At 58.4% G+C, this 19,660-nt stretch carries 20 protein-coding genes and 1 tRNA gene; 10 read left to right on the top strand and 11 right to left on the bottom strand.

Features of this window, described 5'->3' with window-relative positions:
* Positions 1–58: 58 nt before the first annotated feature.
* From ABLU96_RS07545 to pncC, 6 genes are all read right to left on the bottom strand, one after another.
* Positions 59–151: transfer RNA gene (locus tag ABLU96_RS07545), tRNA-Ser, on the bottom strand.
* Positions 152–474: 323 nt separating this feature from the next.
* Positions 475–660 carry a carbon storage regulator CsrA gene (csrA, locus tag ABLU96_RS07540; RefSeq protein WP_000906486.1) on the bottom strand — a complete coding sequence of 62 codons (186 nt, stop codon included), beginning with the start codon at positions 658–660 and terminating at the stop codon, positions 475–477.
* 238 nt (positions 661–898) lie between these two features.
* Positions 899–3,526 (bottom strand): alanine--tRNA ligase, encoded by a 2,628-nt coding sequence (alaS, locus tag ABLU96_RS07535; protein ID WP_064406073.1) that lies wholly within the window; start codon positions 3,524–3,526, stop codon positions 899–901.
* A 130-nt stretch (positions 3,527–3,656) separates the two neighbouring features.
* Positions 3,657–4,157: a recombination regulator RecX gene (recX, locus tag ABLU96_RS07530; RefSeq protein WP_009651620.1), complete on the bottom strand. Its 501-nt coding sequence runs from the start codon at positions 4,155–4,157 to the stop codon at positions 3,657–3,659.
* A gap of 71 nt (positions 4,158–4,228) precedes the next feature.
* Positions 4,229–5,287 carry a recombinase RecA gene (gene recA / locus ABLU96_RS07525; RefSeq protein ID WP_004104808.1) on the bottom strand — a complete coding sequence of 353 codons (1,059 nt, stop codon included), beginning with the start codon at positions 5,285–5,287 and terminating at the stop codon, positions 4,229–4,231.
* Between the two features lie 80 nt (positions 5,288–5,367).
* On the bottom strand, positions 5,368–5,865 hold the full coding sequence (gene pncC, locus ABLU96_RS07520) for a nicotinamide-nucleotide amidase (RefSeq protein WP_014226512.1): 498 nt from the start codon (positions 5,863–5,865) through the stop codon (positions 5,368–5,370).
* Positions 5,866–6,069: 204 nt separating this feature from the next.
* Here pncC and ABLU96_RS07515 point away from each other — a divergent pair, with 204 nt between their 5' ends.
* On the top strand, positions 6,070–6,297 hold the full coding sequence (locus ABLU96_RS07515; RefSeq protein WP_233932968.1) for a hypothetical protein: 228 nt from the start codon (positions 6,070–6,072) through the stop codon (positions 6,295–6,297).
* Positions 6,298–6,333: 36 nt separating this feature from the next.
* Here ABLU96_RS07515 and ABLU96_RS07510 read toward each other — a convergent pair whose 3' ends face one another.
* The 4 genes from ABLU96_RS07510 to mltB all read right to left on the bottom strand — a co-directional run bounded on the left by ABLU96_RS07510 (position 6,334) and on the right by mltB (position 10,071).
* Positions 6,334–7,212 (bottom strand): metal ABC transporter substrate-binding protein, encoded by an 879-nt coding sequence (locus ABLU96_RS07510; RefSeq protein WP_046877499.1) that lies wholly within the window; start codon positions 7,210–7,212, stop codon positions 6,334–6,336.
* An 8-nt stretch (positions 7,213–7,220) separates the two neighbouring features.
* Positions 7,221–8,084: a metal ABC transporter permease gene (locus ABLU96_RS07505; RefSeq protein WP_014226515.1), complete on the bottom strand. Its 864-nt coding sequence runs from the start codon at positions 8,082–8,084 to the stop codon at positions 7,221–7,223.
* The gene (locus ABLU96_RS07500) at positions 8,081–8,791 is read right to left on the bottom strand and encodes an ATP-binding cassette domain-containing protein (RefSeq protein ID WP_161506263.1); all 711 of its coding nucleotides are present in this window, start codon (positions 8,789–8,791) and stop codon (positions 8,081–8,083) included. The genes ABLU96_RS07505 and ABLU96_RS07500 overlap by 4 nt, the downstream gene beginning before the upstream one ends.
* A 203-nt stretch (positions 8,792–8,994) precedes the next feature.
* The gene (mltB, locus tag ABLU96_RS07495; protein WP_009651581.1) at positions 8,995–10,071 is read right to left on the bottom strand and encodes a lytic murein transglycosylase B; all 1,077 of its coding nucleotides are present in this window, start codon (positions 10,069–10,071) and stop codon (positions 8,995–8,997) included.
* 262 nt (positions 10,072–10,333) lie between these two features.
* Here mltB and srlA point away from each other — a divergent pair, with 262 nt between their 5' ends.
* From srlA to gutQ, 7 genes are all read left to right on the top strand, one after another.
* Positions 10,334–10,897 carry a PTS glucitol/sorbitol transporter subunit IIC gene (gene srlA, locus ABLU96_RS07490; protein WP_004104818.1) on the top strand — a complete coding sequence of 188 codons (564 nt, stop codon included), beginning with the start codon at positions 10,334–10,336 and terminating at the stop codon, positions 10,895–10,897.
* Positions 10,894–11,871: a PTS glucitol/sorbitol transporter subunit IIB gene (locus tag ABLU96_RS07485; protein WP_014226517.1), complete on the top strand. Its 978-nt coding sequence runs from the start codon at positions 10,894–10,896 to the stop codon at positions 11,869–11,871. The genes srlA and ABLU96_RS07485 overlap by 4 nt, the downstream gene beginning before the upstream one ends.
* 13 nt (positions 11,872–11,884) lie before the next feature.
* Complete coding sequence (gene srlB / locus ABLU96_RS07480; protein WP_004132227.1) at positions 11,885–12,247, top strand: PTS glucitol/sorbitol transporter subunit IIA; 363 nt, start codon at positions 11,885–11,887, stop codon at positions 12,245–12,247.
* A gap of 17 nt (positions 12,248–12,264) precedes the next feature.
* Complete coding sequence (gene srlD, locus ABLU96_RS07475; protein WP_049079501.1) at positions 12,265–13,044, top strand: sorbitol-6-phosphate dehydrogenase; 780 nt, start codon at positions 12,265–12,267, stop codon at positions 13,042–13,044.
* Between the two features lie 130 nt (positions 13,045–13,174).
* Positions 13,175–13,534, top strand: a complete 360-nt coding sequence (gene gutM / locus ABLU96_RS07470) for a transcriptional regulator GutM (protein WP_048260179.1) — start codon at positions 13,175–13,177, stop codon at positions 13,532–13,534.
* 68 nt (positions 13,535–13,602) lie between these two features.
* Positions 13,603–14,376, top strand: coding sequence for a DNA-binding transcriptional repressor (locus ABLU96_RS07465; RefSeq protein WP_004104826.1), 774 nt, complete (start codon positions 13,603–13,605; stop codon positions 14,374–14,376).
* Positions 14,369–15,334, top strand: coding sequence for an arabinose-5-phosphate isomerase GutQ (gene gutQ / locus ABLU96_RS07460; RefSeq protein ID WP_014226519.1), 966 nt, complete (start codon positions 14,369–14,371; stop codon positions 15,332–15,334). The genes ABLU96_RS07465 and gutQ overlap by 8 nt, the downstream gene beginning before the upstream one ends.
* Here gutQ and norR read toward each other — a convergent pair.
* On the bottom strand, positions 15,297–16,841 hold the full coding sequence (norR, locus tag ABLU96_RS07455) for a nitric oxide reductase transcriptional regulator NorR (RefSeq protein WP_014226520.1): 1,545 nt from the start codon (positions 16,839–16,841) through the stop codon (positions 15,297–15,299). The genes gutQ and norR overlap by 38 nt on opposite strands.
* 187 nt (positions 16,842–17,028) lie before the next feature.
* On the opposite strand from norR, the gene norV reads away from it, so the two are divergent.
* Together norV and norW are read left to right on the top strand one after the other, a co-directional pair.
* Entirely contained in the window at positions 17,029–18,474 is a 1,446-nt protein-coding gene (gene norV / locus ABLU96_RS07450; RefSeq protein ID WP_047723032.1) for an anaerobic nitric oxide reductase flavorubredoxin, read from the top strand.
* Positions 18,471–19,604, top strand: a complete 1,134-nt coding sequence (gene norW / locus ABLU96_RS07445) for an NADH:flavorubredoxin reductase NorW (protein WP_064406071.1) — start codon at positions 18,471–18,473, stop codon at positions 19,602–19,604. The genes norV and norW overlap by 4 nt, the downstream gene beginning before the upstream one ends.
* Positions 19,605–19,660 lie beyond the last annotated feature (56 nt).

Raw genomic sequence — 19,660 nt, 5'->3', positions numbered from 1 at the left:
CCTCCGACCGCTCGGTTCGTAGCCGAGTACTCTATCCAGCTGAGCTACGGATGCAAAATGGCGGTGAGGCGGGGATTCGAACCCCGGATGCAGCTTTTGACCGCATACTCCCTTAGCAGGGGAGCGCCTTCAGCCTCTCGGCCACCTCACCACACGCCTCTTACGAGTGCTTCGAAGAACTTGTTTCTGCTCTTCGTCGCTGCGATGGCGCACATATTACTTTCTGGTACTTATAAGTCAAACCTTTTTTCGAGACCTTTTTTTCGTTTGCACACTTCCCGCGCAATTAGCCTGTGAAAACGGCAAAAAGAGTATTTTATCAACAAGAAATTGCTGATTACGCCGCGGCTAACGCAAAAGATAACTGTCGCGGATGCGGAGAAAGAGACAAAAATGAGAGGCTATCGGAGAGGAAAATTGGCAAAAACGGCGGGTGGAAGGAGGCGCCTCACAAAATAGCGAGGCGCGAAAACCTTAGTAACTGGACTGCTGGGATTTTTCAGCCTGGATACGCTGGTAGATCTCTTCACGATGCACGGAGACTTCTTTAGGGGCATTAACGCCAATACGTACCTGGTTACCCTTCACCCCTAAAACTGTCACAGTGACCTCATCTCCAATCATGAGGGTCTCACCAACTCGACGAGTCAGAATCAGCATTCTTTGCTCCTTGAAAGATTAAAAGAGTCGGGTCTCTCGTATCCCGGCATTATCCATCATATAACGCCAAAAAGTAAGCGATGACAAACACCCTACGGTGTAAGCAGTCACGGCATCACATTCTGTTAAACCTAAGTTTAGCCGATATACACAACTTCAACCCGACTTTATCGTTATCAGTGCTTCTCGCGCAAGATGCTGTAATCCGAGAATCACAGCATCTATGCAATTATAGTTATTACAGTTTTGCGCTTACCCAGCCTTTCACACTGGCTAACGCAGCAGGGAGAGCAGACGCATCGGTACCGCCGGCTTGCGCCATATCCGGACGACCGCCCCCTTTACCGCCCACCTGCTGGGCGACCATACCAATCAGTTCCCCGGCTTTCACGCGGTCTGTCACATCCTTAGACACACCTGCAATCAGAGAAACCTTACCTTCTGCGACCGTGGCCAACACGACAATCGTTGAACCCAGCTGATTTTTCAGATCGTCAACCATAGTACGCAGCATTTTCGGCTCAACGCCGGCCAGCTCGCTGACCAGCAGCTTAACGCCGTTAATCTCTTCCGCTTTGCTGGAGAGATTTGCGCTCTCCTGCACGGCAGCCTGCTCTTTCAGCTGCTGCAGCTCTTTTTCCAGCTGACGGCTGCGTTCTAACGCGGCGCGGACTTTGTCACCAAGGCTGTAGGTATCCCCTTTCAGCAGCTGTGCAATATCGCCCAGCAGATCGCTCTGCGCGTGCAGCATCGCCATCGCGCCTTCCCCGGTCACCGCTTCGATACGGCGCACGCCCGCGGCGGTACCGGATTCAGAGGTAATGCGGAACAGGCCGATATCACCGGTGCGCGAGGCGTGCGTACCGCCGCACAGCTCGGTGGAAAAATCGCCCATGCTCAGCACGCGAACGCGATCGTCATACTTCTCGCCAAACAGCGCCATCGCGCCGGACTCACGCGCAGCGTCAATATCCATGACATTGGTTTCGATCGGCAGGTTGCGACGAATTTGCGCGTTCACCAGATCTTCTACCGCACGGATCTCCTCCGGCTTCATCGCTTCAAAATGCGAGAAGTCGAAGCGCAATGCTTTGTCGTTGACCAGAGAGCCTTTCTGCGCAACGTGCGTACCGAGAACCTGGCGCAGCGCCGCGTGCATCAGGTGCGTCGCGGAGTGGTTCAGGCGGATACGCTGGCGGCGAGCCTGATCGACATCGGCCTGCACGGCGTCGCCGACTTTGAGCGAACCGCTGGTCAGTTTACCAATATGGCCAATTGCCTGACCGTACTTCTGCGCGTCGCTGACCTGGAAGGAGAAACCGGCGCCCTTCAGTTCGCCTTTGTCACCCACCTGGCCGCCGGATTCGGCGTAGAACGGCGTCTGGTCGAGGATAACAACCGCTTCCTGACCGGCGTTCACCGCGTCAACCGCTTTACCATCGATAAACAGCGCGGTGACTTTGCCATTCAGTTCCAGGCTGTCATAGCCTTTAAACTCAGAGGCGCCGTCGACGCGGATCATCGCATTGTAGTCCGCGCCAAAGCCGCTGGATTCGCGCGCGCGACGGCGCTGCTCTTCCATCGCGGCTTCAAAGCCGGCTTCGTCAACCTTGATGTTGCGTTCGCGGCAAACGTCCGCGGTCAGGTCAACCGGGAAGCCGTAGGTGTCGTACAGGCGGAAAGCGGTTTCGCCGTCCAGCGTGTCGCCCTGCAGTTTAGCCAGCTCTTCATCCAGCAGCGCCAGTCCGCGCTCCAGCGTACGGGCAAACTGCTCTTCTTCGGTCTTCAGCACCTGCTCAACCTGAGCCTGCTGCTGTTTCAGCTCTTCGCCGGCGGAACCCATCACGTCAATCAGCGGGGCAACCAGTTTCCAGAAGAAGGTCTCCTTCGCGCCCAGCATGTTGCCATGGCGAATTGCGCGACGAATGATGCGGCGCAGCACGTAGCCGCGGTTTTCATTCGACGGGATAACGCCATCGGCAATCAGGAACGCGCAGGAACGAATGTGGTCAGCGATAACGCGCAGCGACTTGTTCGAGAGATCGGTCGCGCCGGTAACCTTCGCCACGCTCTTAATCAGATCGCGGAACAGGTCGATATCGTAGTTGGAGTTGACGTGCTGCAGCACGGCGGCAATACGCTCGAGGCCCATACCGGTATCTACGGACGGCTTCGGCAGCGGCTCCATGGTTCCGTCAGCCTGACGGTTGAACTGCATGAAGACGATATTCCAGATCTCAATATAGCGATCGCCGTCTTCTTCCGGCGTTCCCGGAGGGCCACCCCAGATATGGTCGCCATGGTCGAAGAAGATTTCGGTGCATGGACCGCACGGCCCGGTGTCACCCATCTGCCAGAAGTTATCGGAAGCAAACGGCGCGCCTTTGTTGTCGCCGATGCGGATAATACGCTCGCGCGGTACGCCAACTTCATTTGCCCAGATATCGAACGCTTCATCGTCGGTTTCGTAGACGGTCACCCACAGTTTTTCTTTCGGCAGGGCGAACCAGTTTTCACCGGTCAGCAGTTCCCATGCGTATTTGATGGCATCCTGCTTGAAGTAATCGCCGAAGCTGAAGTTACCCAGCATTTCAAAGAAGGTGTGGTGACGCGCGGTGTAGCCGACGTTTTCCAGATCGTTGTGCTTACCACCCGCACGAACGCAACGCTGCGCGGTGGTCGCGCGCGAATAATTACGTTTGTCGAGACCAAGGAAAACATCCTTGAACTGGTTCATCCCGGCGTTGGTAAACAGCAGGGTCGGGTCGTTATGCGGCACCAGGGAGCTGCTCGCAACTACCTGATGTCCTTTACTATGGAAAAAGTCGAGAAACGCCTGACGGATCTCAGCGGTGCTCTTGCTCATAATTATCCTGAAATCAAGCTAACGAAATGTCGCTGGCAGCCACTACCCAGTATCGACCGGCAGGCTACTCACGAAAATAAAGTGGGAATAAGATAAGTTTTCTTCACGGGGAAGTAAAATCCCGGATGGGTCAATCTGCAAAATTTCGCCAGATTTCCTGAATATCCTCCATCAGATAGCCGCGGTAGAGCAAAAAGCGCTGAATTTTGACTTTTTCTGCAAATACGCTGGGCAGGGGTTCGCCATATTTTCGCTGCGCCTGCTCTTTGGCAAGCCGCGCCCAGTCGATTTCGCACTCGCGCATGGCTGCCTCTGTCGTCTCGCGGGAGATCCCCTTCTGCTTTAGCTCCTGGCGGACGCGAGCCGGGCCGTACCCCTTGCGGCTGCGGCTGGCAATGAACTGACGGACAAAGCGTTCGTCGTCCAGATAGCGGTTCTCAATGCACCATTCAACGACTTTATCGACCTCTTCCGGCGTCACATCTAACGCTTCAGGGCCGTTTTTGCTCATGACCGGTGCAGCCAGCTTTCGCCTTAGCTCCTGTTCGCTGTGGTCGCGCATTGCCAGAATGCGAATCGCGCGATCCAGCAGCCTGGCGTAGTCAGAGCGGCGGGATGAAGTTTCAGTCACGGTCAGCCTCGCTAATCAAAAAAAGCAAAAGGGCCGCATAAGCGGCCCCTTGTTAGTCTGTTCAGACGATATCAGAAATCTTGCTCGGTTTCCGCTTCGCTGTTGCCATCAACCGCGAAGTCTGGCGTGGAGTCCTGATTGCTCAGCAGCAGTTCACGAACTTTCTTCTCGATCTCTTTTGCCGCAGCCGGGTTCTCTTTCAGCCAGGAGATGGCGTTCGCTTTACCCTGACCGATTTTATCACCGTTATAGCTGTACCATGCGCCGGCTTTCTCAATCAGCTTCTCTTTCACGCCGAGATCGACCAGCTCACCGAAGAAGTTAATCCCTTCGCCGTAGAGGATCTGGAATTCAGCCTGTTTAAACGGCGCGGCGATTTTGTTTTTCACCACTTTAACGCGGGTTTCGCTGCCGACAACGTTGTCGCCCTCTTTCACCGCACCGATACGACGGATATCCAGACGCACGGAGGCGTAGAACTTCAGCGCGTTACCGCCGGTGGTGGTTTCCGGGTTACCGAACATCACGCCAATTTTCATACGAATCTGGTTGATGAAGATGAGCAGGGTGTTGGACTGCTTCAGGTTGCCCGCCAGTTTACGCATCGCCTGGCTCATCATACGCGCCGCGAGGCCCATGTGAGAGTCGCCGATTTCGCCTTCGATTTCCGCTTTCGGCGTCAGCGCCGCAACGGAGTCAACGACGATAACGTCTACCGCACCGGAACGCGCCAGCGCGTCACAGATTTCCAGAGCCTGTTCGCCGGTATCCGGCTGGGAGCACAGCAGGTTGTCGATATCGACGCCCAGCTTGCGTGCGTAAACCGGGTCCAGCGCGTGTTCCGCATCGATAAACGCACAGGTTTTGCCTTCGCGCTGCGCGGCGGCGATAACCTGCAGCGTCAGCGTGGTTTTACCGGAAGATTCAGGCCCGTAGATCTCGACGATACGGCCCATCGGCAGGCCGCCTGCGCCCAGGGCGATATCAAGGGAAAGCGAGCCGGTGGAGATAGTTTCCACATCCATGGAACGGTCTTCACCCAGGCGCATGATGGAGCCTTTACCGAATTGTTTTTCGATCTGGCCCAGTGCTGCCGCCAACGCTTTCTGTTTGTTTTCGTCGATAGCCATTATTACTCCTCTCATGCCGGGTGTAACCGGGTAGTGAATTCTGTTCTGTTGAAGCAATTATACTGTATAGTCATACAGTATCAAGTATTTTGTAGAAATTGTTGCCAGAGGAGATTTAGCGCGTAGGCCGTGGCCTGGCGGCGTACCGACTCGCGGTCTCCGGCAAAGCATTCGCGCCGGGTTACGCCCTGTCCGCTGGCGCTGGCCACGCCAAACCAGACGGTTCCCACCGGCTTTTCCGCGCTGCCGCCGTCCGGCCCGGCGATGCCGCTGACCGAAATGGCATAGTCCGCGCGAGCCGCACGCAGCGCGCCGATGGCCATCTCCACCACCACCGGTTCACTCACCGCTCCATGGCTAAGCAGCGTCGCTTCGCTGACGCCAATCATCTGCGATTTCGCTTCATTGCTGTAAGTGACGAAACCGCGCTCAAACCATGCCGAACTGCCGGCGATATCGGTAAGGGTTTTGGCGACCCAGCCGCCGGTGCAGGACTCCGCCGTGGTCACCGTCGCACCGCGCGCTTTCAGCGCCATCCCCACCTGCTCGCTCAGCTGCATTAATTCCGAATCTGTCATTCGTCGCCCCACGTAAGCTGTACAAAGAGGCCATCAAAGATAGCACTTTCAACGAAGATATGGGGACGAGGTAACGAATTTACGAGTCGGCTGGCGAAAAACATCGGCTATAGCCAACGCTGCATTTTCGGATAGCCGCCCGGGGGCGCCGGTGTCACAATTCACCGCACATATAAGGAAGAGTTAAATGAGAGGTTACCAGGAATGGCCAAAGCAACGCTTACCTCAGAGCAGAACGTGAAAAAAATTCGCCAGGTGCGCCTGTGCCTGTTTGTATGCGGCACAGTTTCGCTGCTAACCGCGCTACCGCATATTTTCACCCGCTCATTCAACCCGCTGTTCGAAGGCGTACAGATCCTGCTGGGCGTGGGCTGTATTGCCAGTGGATTCACATTGAACAAGAAAATCAAGCAGATACTCGCAGAACCATAGCGGCGGATAACCGGCCCATCGCGGGCCGGTTTTTATTTATTTCATACTCGCCGCGATCAGCTCCACGTTGTGACGCAGCATTTTCACGTAGCTGTCCGCCACGCCGCCCGGTTGAGAGAGGGCTTCAGGGTAGAGCTCTCCTCCCGGCTGCGCGCCCGTCGCGCTGGCAATCTGTTTAACCAGTCTTGGATCCAGCTGATTTTCCATAAACCAGGTATGCACCTCGTCGGCTTTAATTTGTCGAATTAATGCCGCCACCTGCGCCGCGCTGGCCTCACTTTCCGAAGATAGCCCCTGTGGCGCGAGGAAGGTCACGCCATAGGCGCGGCCAAAATAGCCGAAAGCATCATGGCTGGTCAGAACCTTACGCTTTGCCTGTGGAATGGCGGTGAACTGGCTTTTAGCCCAGCGATCGATCTCGTTAAGCTGGCTGATATAGCGTTTGCCGGAAGCCTCCAGCGCCAACTTATCTTCCGGGTCGGCTTTCACCAGGCCGTTGAGGATATTCTGCGCGTACAGCGCACCGTTCGCGGCGCTGTTCCACGCATGCGGATCGGTTACCGTTGCGCCATCTTCTTCAAGCGTGTGGGTTTTGACTCCGCGGGAAGCCACCACCAGCTCGCCTTTGAACCCGGATGCTTTAATCAGCCGGTCCAGCCAGCCCTCCAGCCCCAGGCCGTTGACCACCACCACATCGGCGTTGTTCAGCAGCGCGCTCTCTTTCGGCGAGGGCTCGAAGGTATGCGGATCGCCGTCCGGCCCCACTAGCGTATCCACATGCACATGTTCGCCGCCAATCTGCTGCACCATATCGCCCAACACGGAAAAACTGCTCACCACGTTTAGCGTTTTCGCCATCACCCCGTGCGATGCCAGACCCAGCGCCAGCGCCAGCCATATCCCGGTACGTTTCATCATTGTCCTTACCCCATTAATTTACGCCAGCCGACAACCAGCCGGCTGCGCGAGCCAAAAAACACCGATACAAAAAAGAGGCCGCTGGCGGTCAGCACAATGGCGGGCCCGGCAGGCAAATTCGCCGCCCACGACAGGCTCAGCCCCATCCACGCGCAAAAACCGCCCATCAGCGCCGCCAGCAGCAGAATGCCCGGCAGCGTCCGCGCCCAGCAGCGCGCCGCGACCGCGGGCAGCATCATGACTCCCACCGCCATCAGCGTGCCGAGCACCTGAAACCCGGCCACCAGATTGAGCACCAGCAGGGCGAGGAACAGGCCATGCAGCAGCGCAGGCACTCTTCGCGCGTTCACCTGAAGCCAGACGCTGTCGAAGGCTTCGCTGACCAGGCCGCGATAAAACAGGGCGATGCAAATCAGCGTCAGGCTGGCAACGCCGGTCACAAACAGCGCCGAATCGCGGTCTACCGCCAGAATTGAGCCGAACAGCAGATGCAGCAGGTCGACGTTAGAGCCGCGCAGCGAGACCAGCGTGACGCCCAGCGCCAGGGAGCCGAGATAAAATCCGGCAAAGCTGGCATCCTCTTTTAAAAGCGTGCGTCGGCTGACCCACCCCGCCACCAGCGCCACCGCAATGCCGGCAATAAAACCCCCGACGGTCATCGCCAGCAGCGACATCCCGTTAAGCAGGTAGCCCACCGCCACGCCGGGCAAAATCGCATGCGAGAGCGCATCGCCCATCAGGCTCATGCGGCGTAAAAGTAGGAAGACGCCGAGCATGGTCGTGCTCAGGGAGAGCGCCAGGCACACCACCAGCGCGCGGCGCATAAAGCCAAACTCGATAAAGGGCTGAATGAAGGTGTGCCAGATCATGCCAGCCTCGCGGAGTGAAAGGCGGGCAGCACATCAGGCGTACTGCCCCAGCGGGCGCGCTGCGGCGTCAGCAGCATCGTTTCCGGGAAATAGTCGGCGACCCGCTGGTTATCGTGCAGCACCGCCAGAATCGTCTGCCCCTGCTGATGCATTTCCAGGATCAGCGCCATCAGCTCACGGCAGGTGGCTTCGTCGATGCCGGTAAACGGTTCGTCGAGCATCACCAGCGGCGCGCGCTGCACCATCACCCTCGCGAAGAGCATGCGCTGAAACTGGCCGCCGGAGAGCGCCTCAATCGGCGTTTTCGCCATCGCTAGCAGCCCCACCCGCGCTATGGCTGCGACGATACGCTGGCGCACCTCCCCCCCGAGCCCGCGCAGCAACGATACCTGCGGCCAGGCCCCCTGGCTGACGACATCCTGCACCGTGAGCGGAAACTGCGACTCCAGCGCATGCCGCTGCGCCAGCCAGCCGATAACCGGCCGTCCGTCGCGCCAGTTCAGGCGGCCGCTGACCGGCGGGATAAATCCGGCCAGCGTCTTTAACAGCGTCGATTTCCCGCAGCCGTTCAGGCCGACGATAGCCGTCATACTCCCCGTTGCAATCGTGCCGCTAAGGGACGGCGCGATCGCCAGCCCTTCATAGCCAGCCACCAGATGATCGAGCTCTATCATGGCAGCGATACCGCCCACCAGGTTGCCAGCCACAGGGCGGCCAGCAGCACGCCGGCCATCGCCAGCCGGGCGATGCCTGAAGTCATCAATAAGGAAGTCAATGTTTATGCCTCAATAAAACGTTATAACATAACAATATTAAAAGAAGCGCGGAATGTAAATTGGCGTCAACAAAAGGAAATGCTGCAAAATGTTACAGACTCCTCTCCGGACGGAGAGGAGCACAGAAGACGGGATTACTGCATCCGGGCCTGAGAAACCGCCAGACCGAGCTGCCAGACGGCCATCGCGTAATGGGTGCTGTGGTTATAGCGGGTAATGGTGTAGAAGTTCGGCAGACCGTACCAGTACTGGTAGCCTGTGCCGATATCCAGACGCAGCAGGCTCGCCTGCTGGTGGTTACCCAGCGGCTGAGTCGGGGTAAGTCCCGCCGCCGCCAGCTGCGAGACGCTGTATTTGGTTTTGAACCCATTGTTCAGCCCAGGCGCCTGGCCCAGCGCCTGTACCGCAACCAGATCGCCGCTCACCCAGCCGTGCTGCTTGAAGTAGTTCGCTACGCTGCCGATCGCATCGACCGGATCCCACAGGTTGATATGCCCGTCGCCGTTAAAGTCCACCGCGTACTGCCTGTAAGAAGAGGGCATAAACTGACCGTAGCCCATCGCGCCGGCGAAGGAGCCTTTCAGATCGAGCGGGTCATCCTGTTCGCTGCGCGCCATCAGCAGGAACGTTTCCAGCTCGCTGGAGAAGTATTCTGCGCGGCGCGGATAGTTAAACGACAGCGTCGCCAGCGCATCAAGGATGCGGGTTTTCCCCATCACCCGCCCCCAGCGGGTCTCGACGCCAATAATCCCGACGATAATCTCCGGCGGCACGCCGTATACCTGGTACGCGCGGTTGAGCGCATCCTGATACTGGTTCCAGAACGCCACACCGTTCTGCACGTTATCCGGGGTAATAAACTGCTTTTTGTAGCGCAGCCAGGCGCCGTTTGGCCCTGACGGCGGCAGTCCGGTGGGCGCCTGACGGTCCATCAGACGCAGCACGTAGTCCAGGCGTTTGGCCTGCGAGAGAATTTGATGCAGCTGCTGTCGGTCGAAGCCGTGCTTGCTCACCATTTTATCAATGAACTGTTCCGCCGCCGGGTTATTGGCGAAATCGCCGCTCATCTCCATCACGTTATGCTGCGGCTCGAGTAAAAAACCGCCCGTACCGCCCGCCATTTCCTTTTCCGCAGGAGTTTGAGGTTTGCTGCTGCAGGCAGCGAGGAGAACGCACAGGGGGAGTAAAGCCAGGGAACGACGCTTCAACATGGGACATCCATTTAACAAATCGGCAAGGGGTAATTATGGTAAAGCATGCGCCCGCTCACAAGGAAGCGGCGGCGATGTAAATTCTTTTTTATCGCCCTTTTTCCTCTCGCCCCGTCGGATCCTTCGTTCACTTCAGCCACAATCTTTCAAAATAAAATATTTATCTTTCATTTTGCGATCAATATAACAATTTCAAACCTTTTAAAATGATTAAAATTAGCTGCCAGTTAGCAAGAAAAATAACACGCTGAAGGAGAGAACAATGATTGAAGTCGTTACCCACGGCGCCGAATGGTTTATCGGCCTGTTTCAGAAGGGAGGCGAGGTGTTCACCGGTATGGTCACCGGGATCCTGCCTTTGCTGATCAGTCTGCTGGTGATCATGAACGCGCTGATCAACTTTATTGGTCAGCAGCGGATCGAAAAGCTGGCGCAGCGCTGCGCCGGTAATCCGATCTCCCGCTACCTGCTGCTGCCCTGCATCGGCACCTTCGTTTTCTGTAACCCGATGACCCTGAGCCTTGGGCGCTTTATGCCCGAGAAATACAAACCGAGCTACTACGCGGCGGCCTCCTACAGCTGCCACTCAATGAACGGCCTGTTTCCGCACATCAACCCCGGCGAACTGTTCGTCTATCTGGGGATCGCCAACGGGCTAACCACCCTCGGTCTGCCGTTAGGGCCGCTGGCGGTGAGCTATCTGCTGGTGGGCCTGGTGACGAACTTCTTCCGCGGCTGGGTGACCGACCTGACCACGTCGATTTTTGAGAAAAAAATGGCCATCCAGCTTGAGCAGAAAGTGCATCTGTCAGGAGCGACATCATGACCCGTATTCGCATTGAAAAAGGCGCCGGCGGCTGGGGCGGCCCGCTCGAACTGGACGCCGTTGCCGGTAAAAAGATTGTCTATATCACCGCGGGCACCCGCCCGGCGATCGTCGATAAAATTGCCCGCCTCACCGGCTGGCAGGCGGTCGATGGCTTCAAAGAGGGCGAACCGCCGGAAGCGGAAATCGGCGTGGCGATTATCGACTGCGGCGGCACCCTGCGCTGCGGTATCTACCCGAAGCGCCGCATCCCGACCATTAATATCCACGCGACCGGCAAATCGGGTCCGCTGGCGCAGTACATCGTCGAAGACATTTACGTTTCCGGCGTCAAAGAAGAGAACATTTTCGCGCTGGAAGAGGGTCCCTCCCCGGCCCCGCAGGCCGCGCCTGCCCAGCCGGCGGCCCGCGACTATGACACCAGCAAGAAAATAACCGAGCAGAGCGACGGCCTGCTGGCCAAAGTTGGTATGGGGATGGGCTCGGTCGTGGCGGTGCTGTTCCAGGCCGGGCGCGACACCATCGATACGGTGCTGAAAACCATTCTGCCGTTTATGGCCTTCGTCGCGGCGCTGATCGGCATCATCATGGCCTCCGGCATCGGCGACTGGATTGCCCACGGCCTGGCGCCGCTCGCCAGCCATCCACTGGGCCTCGTCACCCTGGCGCTGATCTGCTCTTTCCCGCTGCTGTCGCCGTTTCTCGGCCCCGGCGCGGTCATCGCCCAGGTTATCGGCGTGCTGATTGGCGTGCAGATTGGCCTTGGCAATATTCCGCCGCATCTCGCCCTGCCCGCGCTGTTCGCCATTAACGCCCAGGCCGCCTGCGACTTTATCCCGGTTGGCCTGTCGCTGGCGGAAGCGCGCCAGGACACCGTGCGCGTCGGCGTACCGTCGGTACTGGTGAGCCGCTTCCTGACCGGCGCGCCAACGGTGCTGATCGCCTGGTTCGTTTCCGGATTTATTTACCAATAAGAGGTGCCTGAAGATGACCGTGATTTACCAGACCACCATTACGCATATCGGCGCCAGCGCGGCGATGGCGCTGGACGAGCAGATGCTGATCACCTTCCGCGAAGGCGCCCCGGCCGATATCGAAGAGTACTGCTTTATTCACAACCACGGCGAGCTCTCCGGCGCGCTGGTGCCGGGCGCTGAGCTGCAGCTCGGCGAGCTGCGCTACCCGGTCACCGCCGTCGGCGACGTCGCCGAGCAGAACCTGCGCGAGCTGGGCCATATCACGCTGCGCTTTGACGGCCACCGCGAAGCGGAATTCCCCGGAACCGTACACGTGGCGGGGCCAGTGCCGGAAGGCATCGCCGCCGGCTGCGTACTGAAATTTGTTGCTTAAGTTGTAAGGAGAAAATTATGAATCAGGTTGCTGTTGTCATCGGTGGGGGACAAACCTTAGGGGAGTTTCTGTGTCGCGGGCTTGCCGCGGAAGGCTATCGCGTGGCGGTGGTCGATATTCAAAGCGATAAAGCGTCCCGCGTCGCGCAGTCAATTAACGCGGAATATGGCGAAGGAACGGCGTGGGGCTTCGGCGCGGACGCCACCAGCGAAGCCAGCGTGGTCGCCCTAGCCCGCGGGGTAGACGAAATATTTTCCCGCGTCGACCTGCTGGTCTATAGCGCCGGGATCGCTAAAGCGGCGTTTATCAGCGACTTCGCGCTGGGGGATTTCGACCGTTCGCTGCAGGTGAATCTGGTGGGCTACTTCCTCTGCGCCCGCGAGTTTTCCCGCCTGATGATCCGCGACGGCATTAAAGGTCGCATCATTCAGATCAACTCTAAATCCGGCAAAGTGGGCAGCAAGCATAACTCCGGCTATAGCGCGGCGAAGTTTGGCGGCGTGGGGCTGACGCAGTCGCTGGCGCTGGACCTCGCGGAGTACGGGATTACCGTGCACTCCCTGATGCTCGGCAACCTGCTGAAGTCGCCGATGTTCCAGTCTCTGCTGCCGCAGTACGCCACCAAGCTGGGGATCCCGGAGGAGCAGGTCGAGCAGTATTACATCGACAAAGTCCCGCTGAAGCGCGGCTGCGATTACCAGGACGTACTTAACGTGCTGATGTTTTACGCCAGTCCGCAGGCTTCATACTGCACCGGGCAGTCTATCAACGTCACCGGCGGGCAGGTGATGTTTTAAACCAGAGGTCCCGGATTGCGCTGCGCTTATCCGGGCTACAAAACCGGCACCCCGCACCGATCCGTAGCCCGGGTAAGGCGCAACTCGCCGCCCTCCGGGGAAATATCGCACACGCCTTAAGGAGACTTTTATGGTTACCGCACTTATCACTATCGCCGCCATCGCCTGGATAACCCAGCTCGCCTTTGGCGGCTGGCAGATCAGGCAGTTCAATCGCGCATTCGATCGGCTGTGCCAGCAGGGACGCGTCGGCGTCGGCCGCTCCTCGGGGCGGTTCAAGCCGCGGGCCGTCGTCGCCATTGCCGTCGACGAAGACGACCGCATCCGCGATACGCTGTTAATGAAAGGCCTCACCGTCTTCGCCAGGCCGCAAAAAATTCCCGCCCTCACCGGTAAGCATCTTAAGGAATTGCAGCCTGATGTGATCTTTCCCAATGATCCGCTCTGTCAGAATGCACTATCATTAGCGCTTAATCCGAAACATGGATAATTTCGTTGTGAACGTTAATATCTTGCGAAATTATCATTTCGAAACTTTAAACGCAGGATACAACGCCTATGAAACCACGTCAGCGCCAGGCAGCCATTCTCGAGCACCTGCAATCGCAGGGCAAATGCTCGGTCGAAGAGCTGGCGCAACACTTCGACACCACCGGCACCACCATCCGTAAGGATCTGGTGATCCTTGAGAATGCCGGTACCGTTATCCGCACTTACGGCGGCGTGGTGTTAAATAAAGACGAGGCCGATCCGCCCATCGACCACAAAACGCTGATCAACACCCATAAAAAAGAGCGGATTGCCGAAGCCGCGGTCAGCTTTATTCACGATGGCGACTCGATCATTCTTGACGCCGGCAGTACGGTGCTGCAAATGGTGCCGATGCTCAGCCGCTTCAATAACATTACCGTGATGACCAACAGCCTGCATATCGTCAACGCCCTCTCCGAACTGGATAACGAACAAACCATCCTGATGCCGGGCGGCACGTTCCGCAAAAAATCGGCCTCCTTTCACGGCCAGCTGGCGGAAAACGCCTTCGAACACTTCAGCTTCGATCGACTGTTTATGGGCACCGACGGCATTGATTTAATCGCCGGCGTCACCACCTTTAATGAGGTTTATACGGTCAGCAAAGCGATGTGCAATGCCGCCCGCGAAGTTATCCTGATGGCCGACTCGTCGAAGTTTGGCCGCAAAAGTCCCAATATCGTCTGCGGCCTGGAGAGCGTAGACAAACTGATTACCGATGCCGATATCAGCCCGGAATTTAAGCGGGCGCTGGAAGACAAAGGCATCGAAGTCATTATTACTGGAGAACATCATGAGTAACTTTCTGTTAGAAGCCGGACGCCAGACCCTGATGCTGGAGCTTCAGGAGGCGAGCCGCCTGCCTGAACGCCTGGGCGACGACTTCATCCGCGCGGCGGAAACCATTATCCACTGCGAGGGCAAACTGGTCGTCTCCGGTATCGGTAAATCGGGTCATATTGGTAAAAAGCTGGCCGCCACCTTCGCCAGCACCGGCACCCCGGCATTTTTTGTTCACCCGGCGGAAGCGCTGCACGGCGACCTCGGCATGCTCGACAGCCGCGACGTGATGCTGTTTATCTCTTACTCCGGCAGCGCTAAAGAGCTGGATCTTATCGTTCCGCGCCTGGAGGAAAAATCTATTCCGCTACTGGCGATGACCGGTAAATCCACTTCACCGCTGGCGCTGGCGGCCAAAGCGGTGCTTGATATTGCCGTAGAGCGTGAAGCCTGTCCGATGCACCTCGCGCCCACCTCCAGCACCGTCAATACCCTGATGCTCGGCGACGCGCTGGCCATGGCGGTCATGCAGGCCCGCGGCTTTAACGAAGAAGATTTCGCCCGTTCGCACCCGGCCGGCGCGCTGGGCGCGCGGCTGCTGAACAAAGTTCACCATCTGATGCGCCGCGACGGCGACGTGCCGCGCGTCGCCAACGACACCAGCGTCATGGACGCGATGCTCGAACTCAGCCGCACCGGCCTGGGGCTGGTGGCGGTCTGCGATGAGCGCAATCACGTGCAGGGCGTCTTTACCGACGGCGACCTGCGCCGCTGGCTGGTGGGCGGCGGCAGCTTACAGGATATCGTCAGCCAGGCGATGACCCGCAACGGCGTCACTCTGCAAGCGGAAAGCCGCGCGATAGAAGCCAAAGAGCGCCTGATGAAGCATAAAATCAGCGCCGCTCCGGTGGTGGATGAAAGCGGCCAGCTGGTCGGCGCGATTAACCTGCAGAACTTTTATCAGGCCGGGATCCTTTAAGCCCCAGACGTTTCGCCAGCCGGTGCAGGTTGGCGACGTCGAGCCCCAGCGCGCGGGCGGCGGCGGCCCAGCTGCGGCCATTAGCCGCCAGCGCGCTGGCGATCGCTTCGCGCTGGAACGCCTCCGTCGCCTCGCGCAGGCTCACCGCTTCCGCCGCCGGCTGCGGGCTGACGGTCGGCAAGGCTGGCGCTTCCCCGGCCAGCTGAAAATGCTGCGGCTCCAGCACGATATCATTACCCGCCTGCGTCGCCCGCGCCAGCACCACCGCCCGATGAATCGCGTGCTCCAGTTCGCGTACGTTGCCCGGCCATGACCAGGCGAGCAGCCTGGCCCGCGTCGCTTCGCTTAAAATCACCTGCGCCAGCCCCATACGCAAACGGCACTGTTCGCAAAAATAGCCGGCCAGCAGCACTACATCACTTTCCCGCTCGCGCAGCGCCGGAACCGACAGCGGAAACACGCTCAGGCGATGATACAGGTCGGCGCGAAAGCGCCCCTCCACCACCTCCTGACGCAGGTCGCGGTTGGTGGCCGCCAGCACCCGCACATCAACCCGCAGGCTGCGATCGTCGCCGACGCGCTGAATATCGCCATACTGCAGCACCCGCAGCAGCTTGGCCTGGAGCGCCAGCGAAAGCTCGCCAATTTCATCGAGGAACAGCGTCCCGTTGTCCGCCATTTCAAATTTACCGCTGCGGTTGCTGATCGCCCCGGTAAACGCCCCTTTGACGTGGCCAAACAGCTCGCTCTCCGCCACGCTCTCCGGCAGGGCCGCGCAGTTGAGATAGACCAGCGGATTGGCCGCCCGCGGCGACCCCTGATGCACCGCTTTCGCCACCAGCTCTTTGCCGGTGCCGGTCTCGCCGCTAATCAGCACGTTTAAGTCAGAAGCCGCGACGATATCGATCTCTTTTTTCAGCTGCAGCATCGGCGCCGACAGGCCAATCATCTCCTGACGTTCGGCTGCCGGATACACGATAGCCTGCTCCGGCAGCACGTTTTGATTCTCCAGCCGGGCGATCAGCAGCGCGTTATTGAGCGCCCCGGCCACCAGGGCGGCAATCAGGCGCAGCTCCTCGTCGCTGAAGCTGTCAAAACGGTCCGCATCCATGCCGTCGAGGGTGAGCGCGCCGATCAGGGTTTGCCCGGCAAAGAGCGGCAGGCCGACGCAGGCGTGCACCTTCAGGCTCTCCTGTCCGGGGATCAGGCCATCGTAAGGGTCCGGCAGGTCGCTATCCGCCGGGAAGCGCACCACGTCCCCCGCCCGGGCAATCGCCTCCAGCCGCGGGTGGCCTTCAAGGGCAAAGCGTCGGCCAAGCACGTCCTGGGCCAGGCCATCAATCGCCAGCGGCACAAACTGGTGCGCCTCGTAGCGCAGCAGCGCCGAAGCATCGCAGCCGAGTATCTGCCGCAGGGTGGTAATCAAACGCGAAAAACGGTCGGCATGGCCGAGATCGCTTTGTAAATCAATGGCGATTTTCGCCAGGGCCTCGACGGAGAAACTCATTGTCGCCTCATAGTCATTTTGACACCAAACGTAGTCATATCGACTATTTTAACCATTGTCAATTTGACATCAACAGATTTAATAAAAAACTTAAAACACTTTAAATTCAATTAATTAAAAAGTTGGCACGCAACTTGATATAAGCAAAACATCTTATTTGAACACTGCTGAATTAATTGAGGTTGCTATGTCTATTCTGGTTAAAAATAACATTCATTGGGTTGGCCAACGCGACTGGGAAGTGCGTGATTTCCACGGGACTGAATACAAAACGCTGCGCGGCAGCAGCTACAACAGCTATCTCATCCGGGAAGAAAAAAATGTGCTGATCGATACCGTCGATCATAAATTCAGCCGTGAATTCGTGCAGAACCTGCGCGGTGAAATCGACCTCGCCGATATTGATTACATCATTATCAACCATGCTGAGGAGGACCATGCCGGCGCGCTGACCGAGCTGATGACCCAGATCCCGGACACCCCGATTTACTGTACCGCCAACGCCATCGACTCCATCACCGGACACCATCATCACCCGGAGTGGAATTTTAAGGTGGTGAAAACCGGCGACAGCCTGGATATCGGCAACGGCAAGCAGCTGATTTTCGTCGAAACCCCGATGCTGCACTGGCCGGATAGCATGATGACCTATATGACCGGCGACGCGGTGCTGTTCAGCAACGACGCCTTCGGCCAGCACTACTGCGATGAACATCTGTTTAATGATGAAGTTGACCAGGTTGAGCTTTATGAGCAGTGCCAGCGCTACTATGCCAATATTCTGACCCCGTTCAGCCGCCTGGTGACGCCGAAAATTACCGAAATCCTCGGCTTTAACCTGCCGGTGGATATGATTGCGACCTCCCACGGCGTGGTCTGGCGCGATAACCCGACGCAGATCGTCGAAAAATATCTCGAGTGGGCGGCGGATTATCAGGAAGACCGCATCACGATTTTCTACGACACCATGTCCAACAACACCCGCATGATGGCCGACGCGATAGCCCAGGGCATTACCGACGTGGATCCGCGGGTGGCGGTGAAAATTTTCAATGTCGCCCGCAGCGATAAAAATGAAATCCTGACCAACGTGTTCCGCTCGAAGGGCGTGCTGGTCGGCACCTCAACCATGAATAACGTGATGATGCCGAAAATCGCCGGGCTGGTGGAGGAGATGACCGGCCTGCGTTTCCGTAACAAGCGCGCCAGCGCCTTCGGCTCCCACGGCTGGAGCGGCGGCGCGGTTGACCGCCTGTCCACGCGTTTACAGGATGCGGGCTTTGAAATGTCCCTGAGCCTGAAGGCCAAATGGCGCCCGGATCTCGACGCGCTGGAAGTGTGCCGCGAGCACGGCCGCGAAATCGCCCGCCAGTGGGCCCTCTCCCCGCTGCCGGCGAGCCAGGCCAAACACGCCGCGCCTGAGGCAACGCCCTGCGCAGCGCCAGCGGCAGCCGATCTCGGCCCGAAAATGCAGTGCAGCGTTTGCCAGTGGATTTACGACCCCGAACAGGGCGAACCGAACCAGGACGTCCAGCCGGGTACGCCGTGGAGCGAAGTCCCGGATAACTTCCTCTGCCCTGAGTGTTCACTGGGTAAAGATGTGTTTGACGTTCTGGCATCGGAGGCAAAATGAGTGATGGCATCGTCATCATCGGCTCGGGCTTCGCGGCCCGTCAGCTGGTGAAAAATATTCGCAAGCAGGACCCGAATATCCCGCTGACCCTGATCGCCGCCGACAGCATGGATGAGTACAACAAACCGGATCTCAGCCATGTGGTCAGCCGCGGGCAGAACGCCGACGACCTGACCCTGCAAACGGCGGGCGAGTTTGCCGAGCAGTACAATCTGCGCCTGTTTCCGCATACCTGGGTCAGCGATATCGACGCCGAGCAGCACCTGGTGAAGAGCCAGGACCGCGAGTGGCGCTATGACAAACTGGTGCTGGCCACCGGCGCGACGCCGTTTATCCCACCGGTGCCGGGCCGCGAGCTGATGCTGACCCTGAACAGCCAGCGGGAATACGGTGCGGCGCAAAGCCATCTGCGCGATGCAAAAAGGGTGTTGATCGTTGGCGGCGGGCTGATTGGCTGCGAGCTGGCGATGGATTTCTGCCGCGCCGGCAAAGCGGTGACGGTGGTGGATAACTCCGCCAGCGTACTGTCGGCCCTGATGCCGCCCGAGGCCAGCAGCCGACTGCAGCATCGTCTGACCGACATGGGCGTGCATCTGATGCTGAAGTCCCAGCTGGAAAGCCTGGCGCAGAGCGCCGACGGGATTCGCGTCACCCTTGACCGCCAGCGTACGGTGACGGTGGATGCGGTGGTGGCCGCCGCCGGTTTACGCCCGGAAACGGCGCTGGCGCGGCATGCGGGGTTGAAAACTCACCGCGGCGTGGTGGTGAACAGTCAGCTGCAAACCAGCCATCCGGCGATTTACGCCCTCGGCGACTGCGCGGAAATCAACGGCATGGTCCTGCCTTTTCTGCAGCCGATTCTGCTAAGCGCCATGTGCCTGAGTAAAAATCTGCTGGCCCAGCAGGGAGAACTGAAGCTGCCGCCGATGCTGGTGAAGGTCAAAACGCCGGATTTACCGCTGCACCTGGCGGGCGATACCCGGCGCGAGGATCTGACGTGGAATATCGTTGCCGCCAAAGACGGCCTGGTCGCGAAAGGCGTTGACGCCGAGAACCAGCTGCGCGCTTTTGTGGTCAGCGAGGATCGCATGAAAGATGCTTTTGCCCTGCTCAAGCAGCTGGTGAGTTAACCTCGATGAAATAATGTTATTCCCGGGTCGCGGCGTAAACGCCTTACCCGGGCTAC

Origin of the sequence: Klebsiella sp. CN_Kp106 (assembly GCF_040064575.1) — a bacterium.
Taxonomy (GTDB): Bacteria; Pseudomonadota; Gammaproteobacteria; order Enterobacterales; family Enterobacteriaceae; genus Klebsiella; species Klebsiella michiganensis.
This window is presented reverse-complemented; position numbering and strand designations above follow the sequence as displayed.

What these genes read in the sequence shown, in the direction of transcription:
- recA (WP_004104808.1), bottom strand. Translation starts at nt 5,287, where the DNA reads ATGGCTATCGACGAAAACAAACAGAAAGCGTTGGCGGCAGCACTGGGC.
- norV (WP_047723032.1), top strand. Translation starts at nt 17,029, where the DNA reads ATGTCTATTCTGGTTAAAAATAACATTCATTGGGTTGGCCAACGCGAC.
- ABLU96_RS07515 (WP_233932968.1), top strand. Translation starts at nt 6,070, where the DNA reads ATGGCCAAAGCAACGCTTACCTCAGAGCAGAACGTGAAAAAAATTCGC.
- gutQ (WP_014226519.1), top strand. Translation starts at nt 14,369, where the DNA reads ATGAGTAACTTTCTGTTAGAAGCCGGACGCCAGACCCTGATGCTGGAG.
- csrA (WP_000906486.1), bottom strand. Translation starts at nt 660, where the DNA reads ATGCTGATTCTGACTCGTCGAGTTGGTGAGACCCTCATGATTGGAGAT.
- srlB (WP_004132227.1), top strand. Translation starts at nt 11,885, where the DNA reads ATGACCGTGATTTACCAGACCACCATTACGCATATCGGCGCCAGCGCG.
- norW (WP_064406071.1), top strand. Translation starts at nt 18,471, where the DNA reads ATGAGTGATGGCATCGTCATCATCGGCTCGGGCTTCGCGGCCCGTCAG.
- ABLU96_RS07505 (WP_014226515.1), bottom strand. Translation starts at nt 8,084, where the DNA reads ATGATCTGGCACACCTTCATTCAGCCCTTTATCGAGTTTGGCTTTATG.
- pncC (WP_014226512.1), bottom strand. Translation starts at nt 5,865, where the DNA reads ATGACAGATTCGGAATTAATGCAGCTGAGCGAGCAGGTGGGGATGGCG.
- srlA (WP_004104818.1), top strand. Translation starts at nt 10,334, where the DNA reads ATGATTGAAGTCGTTACCCACGGCGCCGAATGGTTTATCGGCCTGTTT.
- ABLU96_RS07485 (WP_014226517.1), top strand. Translation starts at nt 10,894, where the DNA reads ATGACCCGTATTCGCATTGAAAAAGGCGCCGGCGGCTGGGGCGGCCCG.
- gutM (WP_048260179.1), top strand. Translation starts at nt 13,175, where the DNA reads ATGGTTACCGCACTTATCACTATCGCCGCCATCGCCTGGATAACCCAG.
- ABLU96_RS07465 (WP_004104826.1), top strand. Translation starts at nt 13,603, where the DNA reads ATGAAACCACGTCAGCGCCAGGCAGCCATTCTCGAGCACCTGCAATCG.
- alaS (WP_064406073.1), bottom strand. Translation starts at nt 3,526, where the DNA reads ATGAGCAAGAGCACCGCTGAGATCCGTCAGGCGTTTCTCGACTTTTTC.
- norR (WP_014226520.1), bottom strand. Translation starts at nt 16,841, where the DNA reads ATGAGTTTCTCCGTCGAGGCCCTGGCGAAAATCGCCATTGATTTACAA.
- srlD (WP_049079501.1), top strand. Translation starts at nt 12,265, where the DNA reads ATGAATCAGGTTGCTGTTGTCATCGGTGGGGGACAAACCTTAGGGGAG.
- mltB (WP_009651581.1), bottom strand. Translation starts at nt 10,071, where the DNA reads ATGTTGAAGCGTCGTTCCCTGGCTTTACTCCCCCTGTGCGTTCTCCTC.
- ABLU96_RS07510 (WP_046877499.1), bottom strand. Translation starts at nt 7,212, where the DNA reads ATGAAACGTACCGGGATATGGCTGGCGCTGGCGCTGGGTCTGGCATCG.